Annotated in this window: 27 protein-coding genes and 1 pseudogene; 19 read left to right on the plus strand and 9 right to left on the minus strand. The window is 72.7% G+C overall.

Features of this window, described 5'->3' with window-relative positions; all coding sequences use genetic code 11:
• Positions 1-1,594: AfsR/SARP family transcriptional regulator (locus tag FL583_RS38475; RefSeq protein WP_170324098.1), on the minus strand; the 1,594-nt coding region annotated here is incomplete at its 3' end.
• 207 nt (positions 1,595-1,801) lie between these two features.
• Here FL583_RS38475 and FL583_RS38480 point away from each other — a divergent pair.
• The 6 genes from FL583_RS38480 to FL583_RS38505 all read left to right on the plus strand — a co-directional run bounded on the left by FL583_RS38480 (position 1,802) and on the right by FL583_RS38505 (position 7,576).
• Positions 1,802-2,200 carry an ankyrin repeat domain-containing protein gene (locus FL583_RS38480; RefSeq protein ID WP_142709857.1) on the plus strand — a complete coding sequence of 133 codons (399 nt, stop codon included), beginning with the start codon at positions 1,802-1,804 and terminating at the stop codon, positions 2,198-2,200.
• Between the two features lie 129 nt (positions 2,201-2,329).
• The gene (locus tag FL583_RS38485; RefSeq protein WP_142709858.1) at positions 2,330-3,316 is read left to right on the plus strand and encodes a malate dehydrogenase; all 987 of its coding nucleotides are present in this window, start codon (positions 2,330-2,332) and stop codon (positions 3,314-3,316) included.
• A 102-nt stretch (positions 3,317-3,418) separates the two neighbouring features.
• On the plus strand, positions 3,419-4,369 hold the full coding sequence (locus tag FL583_RS38490) for a sensor histidine kinase (protein ID WP_170324099.1): 951 nt from the start codon (positions 3,419-3,421) through the stop codon (positions 4,367-4,369).
• Positions 4,329-4,778 carry a helix-turn-helix transcriptional regulator gene (locus FL583_RS38495; RefSeq protein ID WP_420843238.1) on the plus strand — a complete coding sequence of 150 codons (450 nt, stop codon included), beginning with the start codon at positions 4,329-4,331 and terminating at the stop codon, positions 4,776-4,778. The genes FL583_RS38490 and FL583_RS38495 overlap by 41 nt, the downstream gene beginning before the upstream one ends.
• Positions 4,779-4,783: 5 nt before the next feature.
• Positions 4,784-5,191 carry a VOC family protein gene (locus FL583_RS38500; RefSeq protein WP_142709861.1) on the plus strand — a complete coding sequence of 136 codons (408 nt, stop codon included), beginning with the start codon at positions 4,784-4,786 and terminating at the stop codon, positions 5,189-5,191.
• 9 nt (positions 5,192-5,200) lie between these two features.
• Entirely contained in the window at positions 5,201-7,576 is a 2,376-nt protein-coding gene (locus tag FL583_RS38505; RefSeq protein WP_142709862.1) for an ATP-binding cassette domain-containing protein, read from the plus strand.
• An 11-nt stretch (positions 7,577-7,587) separates the two neighbouring features.
• Here the strand turns inward: FL583_RS38505 and FL583_RS38510 are convergent, their stop codons facing one another.
• The gene (locus FL583_RS38510; RefSeq protein WP_142709863.1) at positions 7,588-7,992 is read right to left on the minus strand and encodes a nuclear transport factor 2 family protein; all 405 of its coding nucleotides are present in this window, start codon (positions 7,990-7,992) and stop codon (positions 7,588-7,590) included.
• Between the two features lie 29 nt (positions 7,993-8,021).
• Between FL583_RS38510 and FL583_RS38515 the strand changes: the two genes are divergently transcribed.
• Positions 8,022-8,639: a TetR/AcrR family transcriptional regulator gene (locus FL583_RS38515; protein ID WP_142709864.1), complete on the plus strand. Its 618-nt coding sequence runs from the start codon at positions 8,022-8,024 to the stop codon at positions 8,637-8,639.
• Here the strand turns inward: FL583_RS38515 and FL583_RS38520 are convergent.
• Both FL583_RS38520 and FL583_RS38525 read right to left on the minus strand, forming a co-directional pair.
• Positions 8,620-9,381, minus strand: a complete 762-nt coding sequence (locus FL583_RS38520; RefSeq protein WP_142709865.1) for an alpha/beta fold hydrolase — start codon at positions 9,379-9,381, stop codon at positions 8,620-8,622. The genes FL583_RS38515 and FL583_RS38520 overlap by 20 nt on opposite strands.
• A gap of 121 nt (positions 9,382-9,502) precedes the next feature.
• Positions 9,503-9,883: a hypothetical protein gene (locus FL583_RS38525; protein ID WP_142709866.1), complete on the minus strand. Its 381-nt coding sequence runs from the start codon at positions 9,881-9,883 to the stop codon at positions 9,503-9,505.
• A 243-nt stretch (positions 9,884-10,126) separates the two neighbouring features.
• Between FL583_RS38525 and FL583_RS38530 the strand changes: the two genes are divergently transcribed.
• The gene (locus tag FL583_RS38530) at positions 10,127-10,735 is read left to right on the plus strand and encodes a TetR/AcrR family transcriptional regulator (RefSeq protein ID WP_142709867.1); all 609 of its coding nucleotides are present in this window, start codon (positions 10,127-10,129) and stop codon (positions 10,733-10,735) included.
• Here FL583_RS38530 and FL583_RS38535 read toward each other — a convergent pair.
• Positions 10,707-11,432 carry an SRPBCC family protein gene (locus tag FL583_RS38535; RefSeq protein WP_170324100.1) on the minus strand — a complete coding sequence of 242 codons (726 nt, stop codon included), beginning with the start codon at positions 11,430-11,432 and terminating at the stop codon, positions 10,707-10,709. The genes FL583_RS38530 and FL583_RS38535 overlap by 29 nt on opposite strands.
• Positions 11,433-11,484: 52 nt before the next feature.
• Between FL583_RS38535 and FL583_RS38540 the strand changes: the two genes are divergently transcribed.
• The 3 genes from FL583_RS38540 (at position 11,485) to FL583_RS38550 (ending at position 15,259) form a co-directional block, all read left to right on the plus strand.
• The gene (locus FL583_RS38540; RefSeq protein ID WP_142709869.1) at positions 11,485-12,081 is read left to right on the plus strand and encodes a pyridoxamine 5'-phosphate oxidase family protein; all 597 of its coding nucleotides are present in this window, start codon (positions 11,485-11,487) and stop codon (positions 12,079-12,081) included.
• Positions 12,082-12,258: 177 nt separating this feature from the next.
• Positions 12,259-13,290, plus strand: coding sequence for a ribosome small subunit-dependent GTPase A (gene rsgA, locus FL583_RS38545; protein WP_142709870.1), 1,032 nt, complete (start codon positions 12,259-12,261; stop codon positions 13,288-13,290).
• 94 nt (positions 13,291-13,384) lie between these two features.
• Positions 13,385-15,259 carry an ABC transporter ATP-binding protein gene (locus tag FL583_RS38550; RefSeq protein ID WP_142709871.1) on the plus strand — a complete coding sequence of 625 codons (1,875 nt, stop codon included), beginning with the start codon at positions 13,385-13,387 and terminating at the stop codon, positions 15,257-15,259.
• A 165-nt stretch (positions 15,260-15,424) separates the two neighbouring features.
• Here FL583_RS38550 and FL583_RS38555 read toward each other — a convergent pair whose 3' ends face one another.
• Positions 15,425-15,952: a DUF6624 domain-containing protein gene (locus tag FL583_RS38555; protein WP_205752838.1), complete on the minus strand. Its 528-nt coding sequence runs from the start codon at positions 15,950-15,952 to the stop codon at positions 15,425-15,427.
• A 118-nt stretch (positions 15,953-16,070) separates the two neighbouring features.
• Between FL583_RS38555 and FL583_RS43315 the strand changes: the two genes are divergently transcribed.
• Entirely contained in the window at positions 16,071-16,547 is a 477-nt protein-coding gene (locus tag FL583_RS43315) for a DUF2269 family protein (protein WP_205752839.1), read from the plus strand.
• Here FL583_RS43315 and FL583_RS38560 read toward each other — a convergent pair.
• Positions 16,541-17,488: pseudogene (locus tag FL583_RS38560) on the minus strand (GlxA family transcriptional regulator); the annotation flags it as partial. The gene FL583_RS43315 and the pseudogene FL583_RS38560 sit on opposite strands and share 7 nt — an antisense overlap.
• Before the next feature lie 98 nt (positions 17,489-17,586).
• Here FL583_RS38560 and FL583_RS38565 point away from each other — a divergent pair.
• The 3 genes from FL583_RS38565 to FL583_RS38575 are packed head-to-tail and all read left to right on the plus strand — an operon-like array spanning position 17,587 to position 18,743.
• On the plus strand, positions 17,587-18,147 hold the full coding sequence (locus tag FL583_RS38565) for a dihydrofolate reductase family protein (RefSeq protein WP_142709873.1): 561 nt from the start codon (positions 17,587-17,589) through the stop codon (positions 18,145-18,147).
• Between the two features lie 27 nt (positions 18,148-18,174).
• Positions 18,175-18,453 (plus strand): hypothetical protein, encoded by a 279-nt coding sequence (locus FL583_RS38570; RefSeq protein ID WP_142709874.1) that lies wholly within the window; start codon positions 18,175-18,177, stop codon positions 18,451-18,453.
• Complete coding sequence (locus tag FL583_RS38575) at positions 18,450-18,743, plus strand: ribbon-helix-helix domain-containing protein (RefSeq protein ID WP_142709875.1); 294 nt, start codon at positions 18,450-18,452, stop codon at positions 18,741-18,743. Before FL583_RS38570 ends, FL583_RS38575 begins: the two co-directional genes overlap by 4 nt.
• Here the strand turns inward: FL583_RS38575 and FL583_RS38580 are convergent.
• Positions 18,740-19,222 (minus strand): FBP domain-containing protein, encoded by a 483-nt coding sequence (locus FL583_RS38580; protein ID WP_142709876.1) that lies wholly within the window; start codon positions 19,220-19,222, stop codon positions 18,740-18,742. The genes FL583_RS38575 and FL583_RS38580 overlap by 4 nt on opposite strands.
• A gap of 53 nt (positions 19,223-19,275) precedes the next feature.
• On the opposite strand from FL583_RS38580, the gene FL583_RS38585 reads away from it, so the two are divergent.
• Entirely contained in the window at positions 19,276-19,851 is a 576-nt protein-coding gene (locus FL583_RS38585) for a TetR/AcrR family transcriptional regulator (RefSeq protein WP_142709877.1), read from the plus strand.
• A 751-nt stretch (positions 19,852-20,602) separates the two neighbouring features.
• Here the strand turns inward: FL583_RS38585 and FL583_RS38590 are convergent.
• A complete protein-coding gene (locus FL583_RS38590; RefSeq protein ID WP_142709878.1) occupies positions 20,603-21,094 on the minus strand; it encodes a hypothetical protein in 492 nt (163 codons plus the stop codon).
• On the opposite strand from FL583_RS38590, the gene FL583_RS38595 reads away from it, so the two are divergent.
• From FL583_RS38595 to FL583_RS38605, 3 genes are all read left to right on the plus strand, one after another.
• Entirely contained in the window at positions 21,093-22,211 is a 1,119-nt protein-coding gene (locus FL583_RS38595; protein ID WP_142709879.1) for an epoxide hydrolase family protein, read from the plus strand. The genes FL583_RS38590 and FL583_RS38595 overlap by 2 nt on opposite strands.
• 112 nt (positions 22,212-22,323) lie before the next feature.
• Positions 22,324-23,331 (plus strand): tryptophan--tRNA ligase, encoded by a 1,008-nt coding sequence (trpS, locus tag FL583_RS38600; RefSeq protein WP_420843239.1) that lies wholly within the window; start codon positions 22,324-22,326, stop codon positions 23,329-23,331.
• A gap of 19 nt (positions 23,332-23,350) precedes the next feature.
• The gene (locus FL583_RS38605) at positions 23,351-24,130 is read left to right on the plus strand and encodes a thioesterase family protein (protein ID WP_142709881.1); all 780 of its coding nucleotides are present in this window, start codon (positions 23,351-23,353) and stop codon (positions 24,128-24,130) included.
• Positions 24,131-24,193 lie beyond the last annotated feature (63 nt).

Genomic DNA, 24,193 nt, shown 5'->3' on the forward strand with positions numbered 1-24,193 from the left:
CGGCTGGCCCGGCGGGAGCGGCGCCGGCAACCGCCCTGGAACCGCCCCGCCCGGCGAGCGTCCCGCCCGCCGGCGCTGGATCCGACGGCAGGTCGACCGGCGGCAGGGGGAGCGGCCCCACCGGGCAGAGTGCCTCACCCACCACCCCCAGCGGCGCCTGGCTCGTCACCAGCGCCCGCACCCCCGGCGCCGCCGCCAGCACCCGGGTCGCGACGTCCGCGACCGCCTCCACCACGTGCTCGGCGTTGTCGAGGATCAGCAGCAGCTTCCGGCCCCCGAGCAGCTCCCCGAGCCGCTCCACCGAATCCAGGGCCGGCTCGTCCCCGGGCTCCAGCACCGGAACCGGCCGGGCCAGCACGGCCAGCACCGCCTCGGCGACCGCGTTCCCGCTCGCCCCGGCCGGTAACCCGGCCAGCTCCACCAGCCAAACCCCGTCCGGAGCGCCGAAGCCGCCCCGGCCGGAGCCACCCCCACCTCCGGCCACGCTCCCGCCCCCGGCCTCGCCGCCGGTGCCGCCTCCGGCCGGGCTCCCAGCCTTGCGGCCGGTCCCGCCTCCGGCCTCGCCGTCGGAGCCGCCCGCGCCGCCGGCCGGTCTCCCGGCATCGCCGTCGCCCCCTGCGGCAACCAGGGTCCCGGCCGCGGCCAAAGTCCCGGCCTCGATCGCGAGCCGGGTCTTCCCGGCCCCGCCCGGCCCGGTCAGCGTCACCAGCCGCCCGCTCCGGAGCAGCTCCCCGACCCGCGCCAGCTCCTCCCGCCGCCCGACCAACCTGGTCAGCGCGGCCGGCAACGTCCCCCGCCGGCCCGCGGCCGGCTTCCCCACCGCAGCCTTCCCCACGGCCGGCGTCTCGTCCTGCAACGCGGCCAGGTGGGCGGCCCGGAGCTCCGCGCCCGGGTCGACGCCCAGCTCGTCGGCCAGCTCCCGGCGCACCGACTCGTACCGGCGCAGCGCCTCGGCCCGGCGCCCGTCGGCAGTCAGCGCCCGGATCAGCCGGGCGGCCAGCCCCTCGGCCAGCGGATCGGCCGCGCAGGCCGCGGTCAGCTCGTCCACCAGCGCCGGCGCGTCGGCCCCGCGGGCCAGATCGGCGTCGACCCGGGCCTCGAGCGTGACCCGGCGCAACGCGTCGGCCCGCTCGGCCGCGACCGCCGCGAACGGAGCCCCCCGGGCGTCGGCCAGGGCTGGCCCGTGCCAGAGACCCAGGGCCTCGCGCAGCTGCCGCGCCGCGGCGTCCGCATCACCGGAGCGCAGCGACGCGGTACCCGCGGCGGACAGCCGCGCACACTCGTGCAGGTCGACGGCGGTCGGGGGGAGGGCGAGCCGGTAGCCGGCCGGGTGCGACACGATCGCGTCGCGGCCCGGCGGACCGGCGCGGCCGAGGTCGCGTCGCAGCCGGGAGACCGCGGACTGCAGCGCGTTGGCCGGCGCGGCCGGCGGCTCCGCCCCCCAGAGGTCGTCGACGAGCCGGTCGACGGTGATCAGCCGCCCCGGGTCGAGCGCCAGACGGCACAGCAGCGTGCGCTGCCGCACCCCGGTGACCGGCACCGCGCGATCGGTGGCGTCCCGGAGCTCCAGGGGACCCAGCAGCCGGATACGCATGCCGTCCATTCTGGCGCCCCCCACCGACAATCCCTACGCAAAATAACAAGCCCATACGCCCGAACACACCCACCCACCTGCCAACCCCGCACACCAGGGGAGGGGGCCGCCCACGCGGTGCCGCCTCGCGAACCCCCGAAAACTCGTCACACCGCGCGCAGGCGCGCGCCTGCGCGCGGGCACAGGGCCCGGTTTAGGGTTACGGACGTGGCCGACGAACTGGACGAGGAAACGCTGGCGTTCGCGCACCGGATGTTCGACGCGGCGCGCAACGGCGACTCCGACCTGCTCGCGCGCAACGTCGACGCGGGCCTGCCGGTGAACCTCACCAACGACAAGGGCGATTCACTGCTGCTCCTGGCCGCCTACTACGACCATCCCGCGACCGTGTCGGCGCTGCTGTCCCGGGGCGCCGACGCGAACCGCATCAACGACAAGGGCCAGACGCCGCTGGCGGCCGCGGTGTTCCGCCGGTCCGAGACCACCGTCCGGGCGCTGCTCGACGCGGGTGCCGATCCGCTGGCCGGCGGTCCGTCGGCGCTGGACACGGCCCGGTTCTTCGGTATCCCCGAGATGCTCGAGATCCTCGAAGACCCGCAGTCGTAGTAACAAGCCCATACGCCGAACAACGACCCGAAAAGCCAAACGCGTCACACCGGCGGCACCGGTCCTCCGGCCCCGAGGGGAGCGGGGGTAGCGTCCACGCGAGACAGCTTTCGAGCGGTGGGAGGCGTAATGGTGCAGGGACCAGTGACGGTCACGGTCACCGGTGCGGCGGGGCAGATCGGCTACGCGCTGTTGTTCCGGATCGCGTCCGGGCATCTGCTGGGTCCGGATGTTCCGGTCAAGCTGCGGCTGCTGGAGATCACTCCGGCGCTGAAGGCGGCCGAGGGTACCGCGATGGAGCTGGCGGACTGCGCGTTCCCGCTGCTGCAGAGCGTCGACATCTCGGACGACCCGCGGGTGGCGTTCGACGGTGCGAACGTGGCGCTGCTGGTGGGTGCCCGTCCCCGCACCAAGGGCATGGAGCGCGGTGACCTCCTGGAGGCCAACGGCGGGATCTTCAAGCCGCAGGGCGAGGCGATCAACGCGGTGGCCGCGGATGACGTGAAGGTGCTGGTCGTCGGTAACCCGGCGAACACGAACGCGTTGATCGCGCAGGCCCACGCGCCGGACGTGCCCGCGGAGCGGTTCACGGCGATGACCCGGCTGGATCACAACCGGGCGATCTCCCAGCTGGCGAGCAAGCTCGAGGTTCCGGTCACGGCGATCAAGAAGCTGACGATCTGGGGCAACCACTCGGCGACGCAGTACCCGGATCTGTTCCACACCGAGGTCAACGGGAAGATCGCGGCCGAGCAGGTCGACGAGGCCTGGTTGAAGGACACGTTCATCCCGACGGTGGCGAAGCGCGGTGCGGCGATCATCGAGGCGCGGGGTGCGTCGTCGGCGGCGTCGGCGGCGAACGCGGCGATCGACCACGTCTTCACCTGGGTGAACGGCACGGCTGAGGGTGACTGGACCTCCGCGGCGATTCCGTCGGACGGTTCGTACGGTGTGCCGGAGGGTCTGATTTCGTCGTTCCCGGTGACGGCGAAGGACGGGAAGTTCTCGATCGTCCAGGGGTTGGAGATCGATGCGTTCTCGCGGGAGCGGATCGATGCGTCGGTGGCTGAGCTGGGTGAGGAGCGCGACGCGGTGCGGGGCCTGGGCCTGATCTGAGGTCCGGTTTCACTGGAGGGCGGCCGGTCGGCCGCCCTTTAGTGTGTTTCTGTGATGGTTGATGCCGAGTTGCTGCCGGTTGCGGTCTTTTTTTCTGACGCTATGGGGCTGACCGGAAATACCCAGTTCGAGGCCGTGCGGCGGCCGGAGCTGGATGCCACCGTCAGCAGTCTGGCCGGTGGAGGGTCGCGGTTGGTGCGGGCGGGCGCGTCGACGTTCCTGGTGCGGCGGGCCGGGTCGTGGGGTGTGGTCGTGGATGTGACCGGGGTGGCGGAGGCGGAGCGGGAGTCGGCGCACGCGACCCGGCTGGAGTCGATCGGGCAGCTGGCGGCGGGGCTGGCGCACGAGATCAACACGCCGGTGCAGTACGTGTCGCACAACGTGCTGTTCCTGCGGGAGGCGTTCGGGTCGGTGCCGCCGGGGGTGTTCGACGAGTATCTGGCGGCCGAGGTGCCGGCGGCGATCGAGCAGACGCTGGAGGGTGTGGAGCGGGTCGCGGAGATCGTGCGGGCGATGAACGAGTTCGCGCATCCCGGTGAGGGGTTGGCGCCGGCGGATCTGAACCGGGCGGTGGAGTCGACGGTGCAGGTGTGCCGGAACGAGTGGAAGTACGTGGCGCGGCTGGAGCTGGAGCTGGACCCGGAGTTGGGGCTGGTGCCGTGTTTCGAGGGTGAGATCAAGCAGGTGGTGCTGAATCTGGTGGTGAACGCGGCGCACGCGATCGGGTCGCCGCCGGGGGTGATCCGGGTGTCGACGCGGCGGGTGCCGGACGGGGTGGAGATCGCGGTGGCCGACACGGGGATCGGGATGGACGAGGCGACCCGGGAACGGGTGTTCGATCCGTTCTTCACGACGAAGGGGGTCGGGAAGGGCACCGGGCAGGGGCTGGCGATGGCGTACCGGTCGGTGGTGGGGCGGCACGGGGGGTCGATCGCGGTGGAGTCGTCGCCGGGTGCGGGGTCGGTGTTCCGGGTGCGGTTGCCAACGACTGCGGTCGGTGGCGTGTGCGACGATGCGGCTCGTGAGCAGTCGCGAGGAGGATCGCCTGCGTGACCTGGTGCGGTTGCGCCGGGTGAAGGACCGGATCGATCGGGAGTACGCGCAGCCGTTGAACGTGGAGGCGCTGGCGCGGGATGCGCACATGTCGGCGGGTCATCTGAGCCGGGAGTTCCGGCGGGCGTACGGCGAGTCGCCGTATTCGTATCTGATGACGCGGCGGATCGAGCGGGCGATGGCGTTGTTGCGGCGTGGTGATCTGAGCGTCACCGAGGTGTGTTTCGCGGTGGGGTGTTCGTCGCTGGGGACGTTTTCGACGCGGTTCACGGAGTTGGTGGGCGTCCCGCCGAGTGCGTTCCGGAAGGAACCGTCGGAGACCGACGGGATCCCCTCGTGCGTGGCGAAGCAGGTGACGCGACCGGTCAGGAATCGAGAAGCGGCGCCGCAGGCGCCACACGTAGCGTGACCGGCATGGACATCACGATCTTCAACAGTTTCCTGCCGCAGACCGACCCGGAGGCGGCGATCACGTTCTACCGGGACGTGCTCGGGTGGGAGGTGCGGCTGGACGTCGGGTACGGGGACATGCGGTGGATCACGGTGGGCCCGAAGGGGCAGCCGGACACCGCGGTGGTGCTGCACCCGCCGGCGGCGGACCCGGGCATCACCGACGACGAGCGCCGGGTGATCGCGGAGATGATGGCGAAGGGCACCTACGGGGGTCTGAACCTGGCGACCAAGGACGTGGACGCGACGTTCGCGCAGCTGGTGGAGGCGGGCGCGGAGGTCGTGCAGGAGCCGACCGATCAGCCGTACGGGGTGCGTGACGGGGCGGTGCGGGACCCGTCCGGCAACTTGTTGCGTATCCAGCAGCGATAGGAGCGTCGAGTGGACCGTGCCGACAGTGCCGACGGTGCCGACAGCCACGATCTGATCCGTGTGGTGGGAGCCCGGGTGAACAACTTGAAGGACGTGAGCGTCGAGATTCCGAAGCGGCGGCTGACCGTGTTCACCGGGGTGTCGGGTTCGGGGAAGAGTTCGCTGGTGTTCGGGACGATCGCGGCGGAGTCGCAGCGGTTGATCAACGAGACGTATTCGACGTTCGTGCAGGGGTTCATGCCGACGCAGGCGCGTCCGGAGGTGGACGTCCTGGAGGGGCTGACGACGGCGATCATCGTCGATCAGCAGCGGATGGGGGCGGATCCGCGGTCGACGGTGGGGACGGCGACGGACGCGAACGCGATGTTGCGGATCCTGTTCTCGCGGCTGGGGTCGCCGCACGTCGGGTCGCCGCAGGCGTTCTCGTTCAACGTGGCGTCGGTGTCGGGCGCGGGTGCGGTGACGGTGGAGAAGGCCGGCCGGACGGTGAAGGAGCGGCGGGAGTTCTCGGTCACCGGGGGGATGTGTCCGCGGTGTGAGGGGCGGGGGTCGGTGTCGGACATCGATCTGTCGGCGTTGTACGACGCGGACAAGTCGCTGAACGAGGGCGCGATCACGATTCCCGGATACAGCATGGACGGCTGGCAGGGCCGGATCCTGCGGGGCGTGGGGTATTTCGATCCGGACAAGCCGATTCGTTCGTTCACGAAGAAGGAGCTCGATGCGCTCCTGTATCGGGAGCCGACGAAGGTGAAGATCGAGGGCATCAACCTGACGTATTCGGGGTTGGTGCCGTCGATCCAGAAGTCGTACCTGTCGAAGGACGTCGACGCGTTGCAGCCGCACGTGCGGGCGTTCGTGGAGCGGGTCGCGGTGTTCCGGACGTGCCCGGAGTGTGACGGGACGCGGCTGTCGGAGGCGGCGCGGTCGTCGAGGGTGGCCGGGATCAGCATCGCGGACGCGTGCCGGATGCAGATCTCGGATCTGGCCGGGTGGGTGCGGGGGCTGGCGGAGCCGTCGGTGGCGCCGTTGCTGACGTCGCTGAGCGGGGTGCTGGAGTCGTTCGTCGGGATCGGGCTGGGGTATCTGTCGCTGGAGCGGCCGTCGGGGACGTTGTCGGGCGGCGAGTCGCAGCGGGTGAAGATGATCCGGCATCTGGGGTCGGCGCTGACCGACGTCACGTACGTGTTCGACGAGCCGACGGTCGGGTTGCACCCGCACGACATCGCGCGGATGAACGACCTGCTGGTGCGGTTGCGGAACAAGGGCAACACGGTGCTGGTGGTGGAGCACAAGCCGGAGGCGATCGCGATCGCCGAGCACGTGGTGGATCTGGGGCCGCGGGCCGGGTCGGCCGGTGGTGAGGTGGTGTTCGAGGGCACGGTGGAGGGGCTGCGCCGGTCGGGGACGCTGACCGGCCGGCATCTGGACGATCGGGCGTCGCTGAAGGCGGCGGTGCGGGAGCGGTCGGGGGTGCTGGAGATCCGGGGGGCGTCGACGCACAACCTGCGGGACGTGTCGGTGGACGTGCCGCTGGGGGTGCTGGTCGTGGTGACCGGGGTGGCCGGGTCGGGGAAGTCGTCGCTGATCCACGGGTCGGTGTCGACGCGCGAGGGTGTGGTGTCGGTGGATCAGACGCCGATCCGGGGTTCGCGGCGGTCGAATCCGGCGACGTACACGGGGTTGCTGGAGCCGATCCGGAAGGCGTTCGCGAAGGCCAACGGGGTGAAGCCGGCGTTGTTCTCGCCGAATTCGGAGGGTGCGTGCCCGCTGTGCAAGGGCGCGGGGGTGATCTATATGGACTTGGCGATCATGGCCGGGGTCGCGACGGTGTGCGAGGAGTGCGAGGGTCGGCGGTTCCAAGCGTCGGTGCTGGAGTACCGGTTCGCCGGGAAGGACATCAACGAGGTGCTCGGGATGTCGGTGGCCGAGGCGGAGGAGTTCTTCGCCGGGCAGTTGCCGGCGGCGCACGCGATCTTGTCGCGGCTTTCTCAGGTGGGGTTGGGGTATCTGCGGATCGGTCAGCCGCTGACGACGTTGTCCGGTGGCGAGCGGCAGCGGTTGAAGCTGGCGACGCACATGGCCGACAAGGGTGGGGTGCTGGTGCTGGACGAGCCGACGACGGGTCTGCATCTGGCCGATGTGGAGCAGTTGCTGGGGTTGCTGGATCGGCTGGTGGATTCGGGGAAATCGGTGATCGTGATCGAGCATCACCAGGCGGTGATGGCGCACGCGGACTGGATCATCGATCTGGGGCCGGGTGCGGGTCATGACGGGGGGTCGGTGGTCTTCGAGGGCCGGCCGGCCGATCTGGTGGCGTCGAGGTCGACGCTGACGGGCGAGCATCTGGCCCAGTATGTGAAGCCGGTTCCGAATCCCCGATAATGTGCATTATGTCAAGTTGATGGGGTGGGTCGGAGGGCGGCGGCCAGCCGGGTGTGGTCGTGGTAGTCGTGGGTCTCGGCGATGCGGCCGTCCCGGGCCCGGAGGTATTGGATGTTCGCGACCCGGAACTCCTGCCCGGTCGTCGTCACCCGCACCACGTAGTCGAACTCGGCCAGCACCACGTCCGGATCGGGCGTCGGGTAGATCCTCACGTTGTCGGCGCGGAAGCGGATCGGCATCGACGTCGAGCGGGCGAAGTGCTCGGCGACGGCCTCACGGCCGTTGAGCACCACGGGCGTCGGTAGCGCGAACGGCATCGTGACGCGGGCGTCGTCGGTGTAGAGGTCGGCGAGGTGGTCCCACTGGGCGGTTTCGAGGCCGTGCAGGAGGCGGCGGAACAGGTCGGGCGTGGACATGGCTCTCCCCTCGGTTAGGATCCGGAGTCATGACTCCGAATGCGTCCGACGATACGGAGTCGCCACTCCGTTTGTCTACGCCGGCCAGACCGTTGCGTGCCGACGCCCGGCGTAACCGGGAGAGGGTCCTGAGCGCCGCCGAGGACCTGTTCGGTGCCCGCGGCACGAGCGTCTCCACCGAGGAGATCGCCCAGGCGGCCGGCGTGGGCGTCGGCACGGTGTTCCGCCACTTCCCCACCAAGGAGGAGCTCCTCGAAGCGGTCTTCAAAGCCCGTCTCGACCGGCTCGCCGACGAGGTGCGGCACAGCGCCGAGACCGGCGACCCGGCGACCGCGTTCCGGGGCGAGATCACCCGGATCGTCGATCAGTCCCCGTCGAAGAACGCGATCACCGACGCGCTGGCCGCGGCCGGCGTCCGCATGGATGCGGTGAAGGCCGGGGTGGGCGGACGGGTCACCGAGGCGCTGGGGTTGCTCCTGCGCCGGGCGCAGGAGGCGGGCGCGGTGCGCCCGGACGTGGACGTGCCGACGTTGATCGCGCTGCTGGTCGGCGCGGCCCAGGCGGTGGAGGCGGCCGGTGACGACCCGGTGCGCCGGGCCCGGGTCGTCACCGTCCTGCTGGACGGCCTCAGCCTTCGAGCGGGATGAGCTGCGCGGAGTGCTCGCCGCCGAGGAACTCGAGGATGAGTTCGTTGACCAGCGCCGGCTTCTCCATCGGCAAGCCGTGCGACGTCCCGGGCACCACCGCCAGCTGCGCCTCGGCCAGCGTCCGGCGGATCAGCGCGCTGTGCTCGACCGTGACGAAATCGCCGTCGCCCTGCATCACCAGCGTGGGCGCGGTGATCGTGGCGAGCTCGTCGAGCGGGATGCCGGTGTCTTCCCGCCACATTCGTAGGATCTTCTCGACGACCACGTCGAAATGCGCCGGGCCGTCGGGCGAGAGCGCGTCGTAGGACTCGCGGGCCCAGGCGGTCATCGCCGCGGTGTCGGCCAGCATCGCGGCGACCGCGGGGTGCGCGCCGTCGGGCTGGAAGTACTGCCCGATCAGGACGAGTTTCTCGACGAGCTCGGGCCGGTCGATCGCGACGAGCGCGGCGACCAGGGCGCCGTCGCTCCAGCCGACGAGGTGCGCGGAGCTGACGCCGAGGACGTCCAGGAGGCGGGCGGTCTCGGCCGCCATGAGCCGGTAGGTGTAGCGGCCGTCGGCGTCGGCGGTGCGGCCGTGCCCGCGGCGCTCGGGGACGATCACCTGGTACTGCTTGGCCAGTTCCGGCACCTGGCCGGCCCAGGTGTCGGCGGTGGCGAGGCCGCCGTGGAGGAGGACGAGCGGGTCGCCCGTGCCGTGGGTCTCGTAGTAGGTGTTCAGCCCGTCGACGTTCGCGTAGCTCATGGCGCCTAAACGTACGCCGGCCCCATCGGGGGCTGGGGGGCTTCCCGATGGGGCCGGTAGGCAGAGCCGGTCCGAGGGTCCGGACCGGCTCGTGGTTCAGTGCGGGGTCATCAGTGCGGGGTCAGTCGCAGTCTTCGGCGCGCAGGACCCAGACGCCGCGGTAGCGCCAGCTGTCGCCCTGCCAGAAGCCGCTGATGTTGTTGCCCCACTGCGACTTCCAGTAGCCGCGGTAGCCGGTGCGCAGGAAGTCGCAGTCGTAGTCCTCCCAGTAGCCGCGGTACTCGCCGACCCGGCCGGCCCACTCGCACTGGCGGCGGCTGCCGAACACGGCGACGACCTCGTCCTCGTCGCCGCCCCAGCCGTAGTAGCCGCCGCCATAGTGCCCGGAGTGGGTCGAGGGGGCGGTGGCCTGCGCGGTGCCGGCCATTCCGACGACCGCGCCCCCGGTGACCGCCAGACCCGCCAGGGCCAGCGCCGCGCGCCGTGCTGTCTTGCTCGTCATGTACGTCCCTCCAAAGAGATGTATCGGGCAGGGAGTACGAAAGCACGCTAGATGTGAGTTTTGTGAGAAAAGGGCGGGCGGCCGCGCGGTGCGTCGGGCGCCACGCCCGAGTAATGCCCGTTCGGTGGAGGCGTGGTCCCGGCCGTTCAGATGAGCGCCTGGTGAACCTGATGCGTGATGGATCCGTGTGACCCCTCGTACTGGTGAGCATGAGGTGCCCGGACCGGACGGAGGCACGGACATATGCCGAAACGGGTGGACCATCAGCAGCGCCGGCGCGAGATCGCCGACGCGCTGCTGCGGGTCGTGGGCGTCCACGGACTGCACGGGATGAGCCTGCGGGAGGTGGCCTCGGAGGCCGGCGTCTCGCTGCGCCTGGTGCAGTACTACTTCCCCAGCAAGGAGCAGCTGCTGCTGTACACGGCCGCGTACCTCAACCGGCGGCTGGCCGAGGAGACCTCGGCCCGGGTCGCGGGCGCCGGCCCGTCGCCGCGGACGGTCATCGAGGCGACGCTGGCCGCGCTGTTACCGACCGACCCGGAGACGCGCCGGTTCCACCTCGCGCACGCCGCGTTCGCGGTGCTCGCGATGACCGACTCGACGATCGCCGCGCAGGCCGTGCTGGCCGGGCCCGACGCCCGCGAGGAGCTGCTCGTGCAGCAGCTGCGGATGGTGCTGCGCCCGCCGTCGGACCCGCGCGCCGAGGCCGTCGGCCTGCTCGCGATGTCCTCCGGTCTGGCGACCAGCGTCCTCGGTGGCTCCCGCAGCACCGAGGAAGCGCTCGGCGTCCTGCGCAACCACCTCGACCGGCTCCTGCCGGTCCCTACGCCGGCCCGCGCGAGTAGCTGGTGACGGTTGCGGCCAGCGCGTCCAGCGCGCGGCGCGCGTCCGCATAGGCTTCGTCGATGGACGTCCCGGAGCCGGTCACCGTCACCGTGGCGCGGGCCCCACCCGGGCCGGGGGTCAGCTGCCAGTCCCCCGCCGCCGGGGGCCGGCCGTCGAGAATCGTCCGGACGACGTCGACGGGCTGGGTGAGCTGGCGGACGAACCGGACGCGCCAGCCGCCGCCGGGCAGTGCCTCGGTGACGCCGTCGCGCAGTCCGAAGTCGTCGAGGAGCCGGTCGTGGAGCTGCGCCGACCACCCGGCCGGCGCGGTCGTGCCGGACAGGGTGGCGTCGAGGGTGTCCAGGCAGGACGTCCAGCCGGTGGCGAAGCTGGCCGCGCCGGGGCCGTCGTCGAACGTGTGGGTGAACGTGAGCAGGCAGCCGGGGCCGTCCGGGGCGAGTTCCCAGCGGAGGATCTCGCCCTGCCAGCTGAACTCGAAGAGGTGCTCGGGTTCGCACGCGCGGACCTCGCCGCCGGAGGGCGGGGCCTCGGCGTCGCGGAACGTGAACGTCAGCGCGCGTTCGTCGCCGAACGTGACGTCGGCCGGGAACCAGTGGGTGAGCTCGTCCGGGGAGGTGAGCGCGCGCCAGACGCGGCCGCGGGGATGGGCGAAGCGTCGTTCCATCCGGATCTGGTGGCGGTCGCCGGAGCGGGTCAGCTTCATGCCCGTCAGGTTATATTCCTTGTCAAGCATGTACGCGTGCGACGATGGCGGCATGGGGAAAACGTACGCACGCCTCGACGACCGGCTCCGGACCTTCATCGACGCGCAACCGGTGTTCTTCGTGGCGACCGCGCCGCTGGCCGCGGACGGCTCGGTCAACCTCTCGCCGAAGGGCCGCTCGGGGTCCCTCGCGGTCCTGGACGAGACGACGCTGGCCTATCTGGACTTCGGCGGCAGCCACGCCGAGACCATCGCCCACCTGCGGGAGAACGGGCGGATCACGCTGATGTGGTGTGCGTTCGCCGGTCCCCCGACCGTGCTGCGCGTGCACGGGCGGGGCGAGCCGGTGTACCGGGACGACCCGCGGTTCGCCACGCTGATGCCGGCCCTGGCCGGCGCGGACGCGGTGGGCGTGCGGGCGATCATCCTGGTCACCGCGGAGCGGATCAGCGACTCGTGCGGGTTCGCGGTGCCGCTGATGGAGTACCGGGAGGACCGGTCGATGCACGCGGACTTCTTCGGCCGCAAGGGCGAGGAGGGGTTCGCGGACTACTGCGCGAGCAAGGAGTTCAACCGCTCGAGCATCGACGGGCTGCCCGGCGTGCCGCTCCCGCTGCCGCCCCGGACGGACGCGGGCGCCCCCGCATAGGCCGGGAAAATCGGGTGCGCTGCCGGGTTCGGGGGCGCTAGGGTTCGCCGCGAACGACGAGCTGACGAGGAGGTGTGCATGGCCGCCGCCGTGGTTGACGCTGCCCTGCGCAGCCTCCGCCCGTCCCTCGTCCTTCCGCCCCCCCACTGAGGGGCCACTCCCGATCGGGTTCCTCCGTTGTCGTTCTCTCTCGAAGTTCTCGGCTGGTCCACCTCCTGGGCCGACACGTTCGCGCCCCACGCGGCCGGTGGGCTGACCCCCGGGCGGGTCGCGCGCGTCGACCGCGGCCGGTGCGACGTCCTCACCGCCTCCGGCCCGGTGCGGGCCGAGTCCGCCCGCGCCGACGTCTGCACCGGCGACTGGGTCGCGCTCTCCGGCCACTACGTGCACGCGGTGCTGCCCCGCCGGACCGCGCTGGTCCGCGCGGCCGCGTCCGGTGTGTCCTCCGGTCAGACTCTGGCCGCCAACGTCGACGTCGTCGCGGTCGTCGTCCCGGCCACGACCGGCGTCGACCTCGGCCGGGCCGAACGTCTGCTCGCGCTGGCCTGGGAGAGCGGCGCCCGGCCGGTCGTCGTCCTCACCAAGACCGACGCCTGCCCGGACGTCGGAGGCGTGCTGGACGCGCTCGCCGGCGCCGCGGTCGGGGTGGACGTGCTCCCAGTGAGCGCAGTGGCCGGAGAAGGCCTGGACGCGCTCACCGCCGAACTGACCGGCACCGTGGTGCTGGTCGGGCAGTCCGGCGTCGGCAAGTCGACGCTCGCGACCGCGCTGACCGGCGTCGACCTGGCCGTGCAGGACGTACGCGGGGTCGACGGGAAAGGCCGGCACACCACCGTGCGGCGGGAACTGATCCCGCTGCGCGGCGGCCGCGGCGTCCTCATCGACACCCCGGGCCTGCGGGGCGTCGGCCTGTACGACGCGTCGGACGGCCTGACCCTGGCCTTCGCGGACGTGGAGGCGCTGGCCGGCGGGTGCCGGTTCACCGACTGCGGGCATGCGTCCGAGCCCGGCTGCGCCGTGCGGGCGGCGATCGACGCCGGGCAGCTGCCGGAACGGCGGCTGGAGAGCTACCGCAAACTGCTGCGCGAGAACGAGTGGGCGGCCGCGCGCACCGACGCGCGGCTGCGGGCCGAGCGGCGCCGGTCCGAGCGGGTCGCGCACCGGCAGTACCGCAACCAGTGGAACCGCCCCGGTCACGGCCGGCGGTGAGCCGAACCGCCCTGGCGATGGCCGGCGGTGGGTCGAACCGCCCGGCCGTGGCCGGCGTTGACATGAACCCGGCTTCAGCTTCTACGGTGCCGGGATGAGCATGGAGATGGCGGCGTGGAACTCGCTGTACCACGCGATGCACGCCCACGAGGAACGACGGCCGTTCTCCCGGGCCACGCTGCGGCGCATCGGCGGGTTCGCCCGCCCGCACCGCCGGGCGCTGACGCTGTTCGTCGGGTTGTCGGTGGTGGCCGCGCTGTTCGCGGTGGCGACGCCGGTGCTGGCCGGGCGGGTCCTCGACGCGATCGTCGGCGGTGAGGACACCCGGGTCGTGGTGTGGCTGGCGGTCGTGATCGCGGTGATCGCGGTCGGGGAGGCCGCGCTCGGGCTGGCCACCCGGCGGCTGTCCGCGGGCATCGGCGAGGGCCTGATCCTCGACCTGCGCACCGCGGTGTTCGATCACGTGCAGCGGATGCCGGTCGCGTTCTTCACCCGCACCCGCACCGGCGCGCTGGTCAGCCGCCTCAACAACGACGTCATCGGGGCGCAGCGGGCGTTCAGCGACACGCTGTCGGGGGTGGTCGGCAACGCGGTGACGCTCGTGCTGACGCTGGTCGTGATGCTCGGCATCTCGTGGCCGATCACGCTGCTGGCGCTGGTGCTGCTGCCGGTGTTCGTCGTCCCGGCCCGGCGGATGGGCCGCCGCCTGGCCCGGCTGGAACGGGAGGCCGCCGACCACAACGCGGCGATGGGCACCCAGATGACCGAGCGGTTCTCCGCCCCGGGCGCGACGCTGGTCAAGCTGTACGGGCGGCCGCACCGGGAGTCGGCGGCGTTCGCGCTGCGGGCCCGCCTGGTGCGCGACATCGGGGTGCGCACCGCGATGGTGCAGTCGGTGTTCATGACCGCGCTGACGCTGGTCTCGGCGCTGGCGCTGGCCCTGGTGTACGGGCTGGGCGGGTTCTCGGCGCTGCGCGGGAACCTCGACGCCGGTGACGTCGTCGCGATGGCGTTGCTGCTCACCCGGCTCTACGCCCCGCTGACCGCGCTGGCCAGCGCCCGGGTCGAGGTGATGAGCGCACTGGTCAGCTTCGAGCGGGTCTTCGAGGTCCTGGACCTGCCGCCGCTGATCGTCGAGAAGCCCGGCGCGCGGCCGGTGCCGGACGGGCCGGTGTCGGTGGAGTTCGACGCGGTGCGGTTCAGCTACCCGTCGGCCGAGAAGGTGTCGCTGGCGTCGCTGGAGGAGGTCGCGGCGCTGGACACCCGCGGCGGCGTCGAGGTGCTGCACGACGTGTCGTTCACGGTGCCGGCCGGGACGCTGACGGCGCTGGTCGGGTCGTCCGGGGCCGGGAAGTCCACGATCGCCCAGCTGATCCCCCGGCTGTACGACGTCGACGCGGGCGCGGTGCGGCTGTCGGGGGTGGACGTGCGGGACCTGACCGCCGAGTCGCTGCGCGAGACGCTCGGCCTGGTGACCCAGGACGGGCACCTGTTCCACGAGTCGATCCGGGAGAACCTGCTGCTGGCCCGCCCGGACGCCTCCGACGAGGAGATCTGGGACGCGTTGTCGCGGGCCCGGCTCGCCGACCTGGTCGGGGCGCTGGCCGACGAGCTCGACACGGTCGTCGGGGAACGCGGCTACCGGCTGTCGGGCGGGGAGCGGCAGCGGCTCACGATCGCGCGGCTGCTGCTGGCCCGGCCGCGGGTGGTGATCCTCGACGAGGCGACCGCGCACCTGGACTCCACGTCGGAGGCCGCGGTGCAGGCCGCGCTGGCCGAGGCGCTGGCCGGGCGGACCGCGGTGGTGATCGCGCACCGGTTGTCGACGGTGCGGGCGGCCGACCAGATCCTCGTCGTCGAGGGCGGGAGGATCGTCGAGCGGGGGACGCACGGCGAGCTGCTGGCGCTGCGTGGCCGGTACGCGGAACTGCACGCGACCCAGTTCAGCCAGGACCCGGTCCCGGCGTAGCCGGGTGCGGCGCCCGGCGGCCGAGCGCGGACCGGACCGGGCCGGGCCGGGCCGCGGACCGGGCCGGAGCGGCCCGGGCCGCGGACCGGGCCGGAGCGGGCCGGGGGCCGGAGCGGGCCGGGGGCCGGAGCGGGCCGGGGGCCGGAGCGGGCCGGCGGGGCGGGCCTAGCCGGCGGGGGGCGGTGGCGGGGCGTGGCGGGTGACGTGGACGGCGAACGGGTCGAGGCCGACCTCGGCCCGGCGGTCGTCCATCGCGCCGGGGTCGAGCACCGGCCATGGCACCGGGGCGCCGTCGGCGCCGACCCCGGCGATCTGCGTCCCGTACACCTGCGGGTGACCCGAGTTGACCAGCACCCGGTCGCGCAGCATCGCCAGGTCGGCCGGGCGGCCCTCCCCGGCCGCGACCGCGTCCTCCAGCAGGGCCAGGGCCCGCTGCTGGACGTCGAGCTGCCGGTCGGCGTGCATCGCGATCTTCCACGCGCACCGGGACGCCTGCTCCCCGACCAGCCCGGGCGTCGGCCAGCCGTGGCGGCCCAGGATCTCGCGCAGCCGGTCCCCGTGCGCGGCGGTGACCCGTCGCCACTCCAGCTGGCGCGCGAAGTCCGCGGTGTCGAGGCCGTCGGCGGTGCGGTCGGTGTCGGCCGCGGCCATCGCGATCAGCTCGGCGGCCAGCTCCCGGATCTGTTCTGCCACGCTCTCACCGTACTGGTGCGAGCCCGGGAAGGATGATGGAGCGGGCTGGCGGGAACTCGGCGGTGGGTGGCGTTCGGGCCACTGTCGCGCGACCGTTCCCGTCCCTAGCGTCGCTGCGGTGACCTCCGCGTTCTTTCTCTCGCTCCACGTGCTCGCCGCGATCCTCGCGATCGGACCGGTCACGGTCGCGGCGAGCATGTTCCCCCGCTACGTGCGCACGGCCGCCACCGACCCGCACGCCGTCACGATCCTGGGCTCGCTGCACCGGATCTGCCGCGTCTACACGGTCCTCGGCCTCCTCGTCCCCGCGTTCGGCCTGGCCACGGCCGCGTCGATGGGTGTCCTCACCGACGCGTGGGTGCTCACCTCGATCGCGCTCACCGCGGCCGCCGCCGCGGTGCTGACGCTGGCCGTCCTCCCCCGCCAGGCGGAGGCACTCTCCGCGCTGGACGCTCAGCCCGAGGCGGCCTCAGGGTCGAGTGCAGGTTCAGCCACCGCGGCCCGCCTCGGCATGGTCACCGGGATCTTCAACCTGCTCTGGGCCGTCGTCGTCGTGCTGATGATCGTCCGCCCCGGCTCCACCACCGGCGTCTGACCGAACGACCGGCGGTAGGCGGCCGGGCTCACCCCGACCAGGCGCTTGAACCGGTCCCGGAACGTGCTCGCCCCGGTGAACCCGACCTCGGCGGCGATCCGCTCGACCGGGTGCCCGGTGGTCTCCAGCAGGTGCTGCGCCCGGCGCAGCCGGACCCGGTTGAGCCACTGCAGCGGCGTCGTCCCGGTCTGCTCCCGGAACCGCCGGGAGAGCGTCCGGTCCGACAGCGCGGCCCGCCGGGCCAGGTCGTCGAGCGTCAGCGGACGGTGCAGGTTCTCCTCGGCCCAGGCCAGCAACGGCCGCAGCGACGTCCCGTCCGGCGCCGGCGGCTCGTAGGCGATGAACTGCGCCTGCCCGCCGTCGCGCTCCAGCGGCATCACCGACAGCCGGGCCGCGTCGGCCGCGACCGCGGCGCCGTGGTCCCGGCGCACGAGGTGCAGGCACAGGTCCAGACCCGCGGCCGCGCCGGCCGACGTCAGCACGTTCCCGTTGTCCACGAAGAGGACGTCCGGGTCGACGTCGACCGCCGGGTACCGGGCGGCCAATTCCGACGTCCCGAGCCAGTGCGTGGTGGCGCGCAGCCCGTCGAGGAGCCCGGCGGCGGCCAGCGTGAACGCGCCCGCGCACACCGACGCGATCCGGGTCCCCCGGGCGGCGGCCGCCCGCAGCGCCGCGAGCACCTCCTCCGGCACCGGCGCGTCCACCGCGACGGCCTCGGACACCCCCGGGACCACGATCGTGTCCGCCCGCGCCAGGGCGTCCAGATCGTGCTTGACGCGGATCGTGAACGTCCCGGCGTCGACCTCGTCGTCCGGACCGCAGACCAGGACCCGGTAGGCGGGACCGCCGCCGGGCAGGCGGGCCCGGCCGAAGACCTCGACCGGCACCGTGAGATCGAAGGGGACCACGTGCCGAGGGGCGAGCACCGCCACCGTATGCATGGCCGAAACCTACCCCGGCGCCGGATTCCCGCCACCGGTGTGTGCCAGTAATGCACAACCGAGTTGCACAATCACAGGCGTCTCGCTACGCACGAGCCATGCCGCGGAGACTGGTACTCAAAATGAACGTGTCGCTCGACGGGTTCGTCGGCCGCAACGACGGCGACGTCGAATGGATCTTCCCGAGCATCGACGAGGAGCTGCAGGAGTTCATGGTCGACCTGCTCGGCCAGGCCGGCGCCCACGTCATGGGCCGGGTCACCTACGGCGACATGGCCGCGCACTGGCCCACCTCGGACGAGCCGTACGCGGCGCCGATGAACGACATCCCGAAGATCGTGTTCTCCCGCACGCTGACCGAGGGAACCTGGCCGGAGACGACCGTGCTCTCCGGCGACCTGTCCACCGAGGTGGCCAGGCTGAAGGCCGAGGACGGCGACGACCTGCTCGCGCACGGCGGCGCGGGGTTCGCCCGGGCGCTGATCGGCCGCCGGCTGGTCGACGAGTACCGGCTGGTGATCCATCCGGTGGCGCTCGGCTCCGGCCTGCCGCTGTTCACCGACCCCACCGACCTGACGCTGGTCAGCTCCGAGCCGTTCCCCGGCGGCGCGATGGCCGTGACCTACGCCCCGGCCGGGGCTGGTCCCGGCGCCGAGTAGCTGTTTACACTCGTCTACGTTCAGTCCGTGGATGAGACCTACCGGTTCGACGAGCGTTCCTACGACGCCCTCGACGCCGCCGGGGTCGGCTGGCAAGCCGCGTTACAGGTGCTGCGCGCACGGCGGCGGGTCCGCCAGCACCTCGGTTCGGTGCTCCGGGTGGCCGCCGCGACCCGCGACGGCCGCTGGGTGGCGGTGGCGCTGGTCGAGGAGGAACCCGACCAGTACCTGGTGGTCTCGGCCCGCGAGCTGGACGCCGACGAGGCCGGCCTGGTGGCCGGAATGCTCGGAAGGAGCACCGAATGAACGCCGAGGCTGATCTCGCCAGCAGCACGGTACTCGCGAGCACGGACTGGTCGGGCGCGGTGGTCGAGACCCGGCCCGCGTCGATCGTGCACTCCACCCGTCTGCCGGCGCCGCTGTCCGAGCGCCTCGAAGCCGAAGCGGCCCGGCGCGGGATCACGCCGTCGGCTCTGATCCGCGAGTACGTCGAGGCCGCGCTCGCCGGCCCCGCGGTCACCGGCGACGCCACCGTGACGCTGCGCCTGGCCGACCTGCACCGGGCGATCGACCAGCTCGCCCGGGACGTCGCTTAGCCTCGTATCGACTCCAGGAAGCCGTCGAGATGCCCGCGCAGACGGGCGATCTGCTCGTCGACGGTGAGCGACTCGTCGAGTCGCCCGCCCACCGCGGGTTTCTTCAGCCCCCGCACGTACAGGGAGCAGGCCAGGTCGGCGCAGACGTAGGTGCCGACCGAGTTGCCCTGCCGACCGGCCGCCCCGGCCTTCTTCGCGGTCATCAGCGCGACGCCGCTGCCCGGGTGCTGGGTCAGGCACAGCGAGCACAGGCTGCGCCGCAGGTAGCCGCGCTGCCCGGTGGCCGCGCGGAGCACCACCCCGGCGTCCTCGGTGACCAGGTAGCTGCGGTCGGGGGCGGACAGGTCGGTCCAGCCGAGGAAATCCAGGTCGTCCCAGGGGCGGGCCGCCAGGTCGCGGGGCATCGGGATCCGGCTCGCCTCGCCCTTCGAGGCGTTGATGAACGAGCCACGGATGTCCGGTTCGGTCAGGGCTTTCATGACTTCGACGCTACTTCGCCTAGGATCTCTAGGCAAACGACTAAAGGAGACGGATGCCACGGCAGGGCCTGACCCCGGAGTCCGTCGTGCTCGCGGCGGCCGACCTGGCCGACGAGACCGGCCTCGACCGGGTGACGGTCTCCGGGCTGGCCCGCCGGCTCGGGGTCCGCGACGCGAGCCTGTACTCGCACGTCCGCAGCCTGGACGACCTGCGGGTGCGGATCGCGCTGCGGGCCTCGGACGAGCTGGCCGGGCTGCTCGCCGACGCGGTCGCCGGCCGCGCGGGCCGGGACGCGCTCGGCGCGTTCGGCTCCGCCTACCGCGCCTACGCGCTGTCGCACCCGGGTCGTTACGCGTCCACGCACCGCCAGCTGGACGCCGACGTCGTCGCGTCGACGCCGTCGGTGCAGCGGATTCTCGACCTGACGTCGGCGATGTTCCGCGGCTACGGGCTCGCCGAGGAGGACCTGACGGATGCGGTCCGCCTCGTGCGCAGCACGTTCCACGGGTTCGCGACCCTGGAGGCGGCGGGGGGTTTCGGGCATCCCCGCGATCTCGAGTCGAGCTGGCACCGGGCCCTCGACGCGTTGGATTACCTTCTACGCCACTGGCCCGAAGCCCACCCCTGACCCCGTGCCGCCACGCCGCCGCCGGCCGACGCGGGGCGCCGAGGGCCCGTGGCGCCTGTGCAGCCGCGCGGGCGGTGACCTGCGCGGGTGTGCGGGGCGCGCGGTCGAACGCCGCGGGTTGCTCGCGCGGCCGCGCGAGGCCGGTCATCCGCGAAGTGGCCCGGCGCCCTCCGCCGGGTAACGGCCTCTGCGCGGTGGGCCTCTCCGGCCACAGCGGCGGGGCCCGGCTGTACGGGGCCCGGCTGTACGGGGCCCGGCTGTACGGGGCCCGGCTGTACGGGGCCCGGCCGTACAGCCCGGCTGTGCCCGGTGCTGCGCTCGGCCGCCGCGCTGGCGGCGATCCGCCGGACGGACCGGCGGATTTGCTGGATAGAGGCCTCCCTGCCCGCGGCGGCTGAGCCAACGGCCGCGCGCGGTGCGGGGGCGCTCAGGCGGGAGGCGCTGCGGCCGTTCCGGCGGCCGCCTCGATGGCAGTCCCGGTCTCAGCGGCAGTCCCGGTCTCAGCGGCTCTCGGTGGCAGGCCCAGTGTCGGTGGCAGGCCCTTGCGGGGCGCGCGGTCGAACGCTGCGGGCCACGCGGTGGTCGCGCATGGGGTGCCAGCGGCCTCAGCCGTGGTGGATAGCGGCCCCGGCCACGGCGGCAGGCCCGATCGAATTGCGGCGCGCGGCCGGTCATAAGGGTGAAGCGGCCTCCGCCAGGGTAGTAGCCGCTTACTCGGCGGCGGCCTCCTGGACGGGCGGCGCGCGGGCAATCACGCGCGGCGCTGCGGTGCCTCCGCTGGGGAGGCGGCGGCCCCAGCTGTGACGGCGACCCGGCTGTGACGGCGGCGCGGCTGTGACCGCGGGCCTATGGACTTGCGGCACGCGACCGGTCGCGCGGAACGCTGCAGCGTCCACTGCCAGGATGACGGCGATCCCGCCCAGGGGTGAGCCGATAGACGAACGGCGATCGCGCGGACCGGGGCGGCCTCCGCTCGGTGGCAGTCTCCCCCGCCCACGGCGGCGTGCCGGTGGCCGGACAGCGCGCGGACCACCACACCCAGCGCCACCGGCAGAAGAACGCGCACCAGCACGGTGATCGGCCGAATCCACCCCCCGGCCACGCGGGACACGCCCGCGCCCGCCGCCGAGGCGTCCGCATGGCCGGCCACGCTGAACAACGGCGGGATGCAGCCGGACAGGCCGAGGCCGAAACCGGTCCACTGCGGACGCGAGCCCCCGAACACCGTTACGTTCGTCGGCATGGAGTCGTTCCGGTTCGACGTGCCGCAGCCCGTTCTCGACGACCTCACCGACCGCCTCACCCGCACCCGCTGGGCCGCCCCGCTGCCCGGCCCGGACTGGCAGCGCGGTGTCCCCCCGGCCTACCTCGCCGACCTGGCCGCCTACTGGGCCGACGGCTACGACTGGCGCACCGCCGAGGCCGAGCTCAACACCCACCCGCAGTTCCTGACGTCGATCGACGGTCAGCCGATCCACTTCCTGCACGTCCCGTCCCCGCACCCGGACGCGTTGCCGCTGCTGCTCGTGCACGGCTGGCCCGGGTCGGTCGTCGAGTTCCTCGACGTCATCGACCCGCTCACCGATCCCGACGACCCGGCCGACGCGTTCTCGCTGGTCGTCCCGTCGCTGCCCGGGTTCGGTCCGTCGTCGCCGCTGGCCGGCGCCGGATGGAACATCGACCGCATCGCGTCCGCGTTCGCCACCCTCATGCGGACGCTCGGCTACGACCGGTACGGCGCGCAGGGCGGTGACTTCGGGGCGGTCATCACCCCCGCGCTGGGCCGTCTGGACGCCGAGCACGTCGTCGGGGTGCACGTGAACGCGGCGACCGGCGGGTTCATGCCGACCCGTCCGCTGGACCCGGACGACAGCTTCTCCGACGTCGAGAAAGAACGGCTGGAGCGGCTGCGGTACTACCACCGGGAGGGCAACGGGTATTTCAAACAGCAGGGCACCCGGCCGCAGACGCTCGCCTACGGACTGACCGATTCCCCCGCCGGGCAGCTGGCCTGGATCGTCGAGAAGTTCTACGAGTGGAGCCACGGCGACGGGGTGCCGGTCGACCGGGACCGGCTGCTGACCAACGTGATGCTGTACTGGCTGACCGGCACCGCCGGATCGTCGGCGAACCTGTACTACGAGGTGCTGCACAGCCGGGGGCTACGGGTGACGGGCCGGTCGCCGGTGCCGACCGGGGTGGCGGTGTTCGCCGAGGACATGGCGATCCGCCGGTACGCCGAGGCGGCGAACACCGTGGTGCGGTGGACCGACTTCGACACCGGCGGGCACTTCGCGGCGCTGGAGGTGCCGGGACTGCTCGTGGAAGACGTCCGGGAATTCTTTCGCGGGCTGCGCTAATCTCGACGTCATGACTCGTGTGTCGGGCCTGGCCTGGTGGCGCTCCTCGTAGGAGCGGCACCTCGTCATCGTCTGACCTCATCGGGGCCGTTCGGCAGAACGGCCCTTTTTCGTGCCCGCCGACGGTCCCCTCATCCCCAGGGAGCCCCTCATGGACCGTGTTCTCACCGGCGACCGTCCCACCGGGCCGCTGCACCTCGGCCACTACTTCGGCACCCTCCGCAACCGGGTCCGTCTGCAGGAGCAGGGTGCGGCGCTGACGCTCGTCATCGCCGACTACCAGGTGCTCACCGACCGCTCCGACCACGTGGGCGCGCACGTCGACGAGTTGGTGCTGGACTATCTGGCGGCCGGCATCGACCCGGACCTGACCACGATCTTCACCCACAGCGCGGTGCCGGCGCTCAACCAGTTGCTGCTGCCGTTCCTGTCGCTGGTGTCGGTGTCCGAGCTGGAACGCAACCCGACCGTGAAGGACGAGATCGTGCACTCGCGCCGCTCGTCGGTGAGCGGTCTGATGTTCACCTACCCGGTGCACCAGGCCGCGGACATCCTGTTCGGGAAGGCGACGCTGGTGCCGGTCGGGCAGGACCAGCTGCCGCATCTGGAGCTGACCCGCACGATCGCGCGCCGGTTCGCCGAGCGGTACGGGCCGCTGTTCCCGCCGCCTGAGGCGCTGCTGTCGGAGGCGCCGCTGCTGCTCGGCACCGACGGCGGGAAGATGAGCAAGAGCCGCGGCAACGCGATCGCGCTGGGGGCCACCGCGGACGAGACCGCCCGGCTGATCCGGGGCGCGAAGACCGACGCCGAGCGGTGCATCACCTACGACCCGGCCGGGCGTCCGGAGGTGTCGAACCTGGTCCTGATCGCGGCGCTGTGCCTGGGGCAGGATCCGCACGCGGTCGCCGCCTCGGTCGGCGGGGCCGGGGCGGCCGGGTTGAAGAAGATGGTGACCGACGCGGTGAACGACTATTTCGCCCCGCTGCGGGCCCGTCGTGCGGTGCTGGCCGCGGATCTCGGGGCGGTGCGGGCCGTCGTGCGGGAGGGCAACGTCCGGGCGAACGAGGTGGCGTCGGCCACGCTGGCGGAGGTGCGGACCGCGATGGGAATGTCGTACTGAGCGCTTAGGGTCTGCAGGCGTGGACGCGTTCTACCGGGATCTGGGTAACGGCCGGTTCGAGAGCAGCACGGCGACGGCCGGGCCGTGGAACCCGGAGCTGCAGCACGCGGGCCCGCCCTCCGGGCTGCTCGGCGCGGTCGTCCAGCGCACCGCGCCGCGGGAGGGCTTCCGCGTCGCCCGGGTGACGCTGGAGGTCGTGCGGCCGGTGCCGGTGGCCGAGCTGGAGGTGCGGGTCGCGGTGCGGCACTCGTCGGCGCGCACCGAGCTGCTCGACGGGGAGATCACCGCCGGCGGCCGCACGGTGATGCTGGCGCGGGCCTGGCGGCTGCTCGAGTCCCCGGCCGACACGCCGGTGATCGGCCACGGACCGGCGGCGACCCCGCTGCCGCCGGTCGAGACCCCACCGCCGTTCGGTGACGCCCACACCGCGGGCTACCTGTCGGCGATGGAGTGGCGGTTCCTGTCCGGTGGCGGCTTCACCGAGGCCGGTCCCGGCGAGGCCTGGGGACGGCAGCGGATCCCGCTGATCGCCGAGGTGGACGACACGCCGCTGACCCGGGCGTTGACGATCGCCGACACCAACTGGGCGGTGGGGTCGGAGTTGGATTTCGTGCGGCGGATGGTGATCAACACCGATGTCACGGTGGCGTTGCATCGGGATCCTGTGGGTGAGTGGCTGTGTCTGAGGTCGGAGACGGCGGCCGCGCCGGGTGGGTCGGGGTTGGCTAGTGGGCGGTTGGATGACGTGGAGGGTTCGTGCGGCCGGATCCTGCAGACGCTGTTCGTGGGGGTTCGGTAGGGCGGGGGTTTTCCGGGGCCTGGGCCGACCGGGCCGCGCCGGGGCGCCGGGGCGGGCCGGGCG

Origin of the sequence: Cryptosporangium phraense, assembly GCF_006912135.1 — a bacterium.
GTDB lineage: Bacteria > Actinomycetota > Actinomycetes > Mycobacteriales > Cryptosporangiaceae > Cryptosporangium > Cryptosporangium phraense.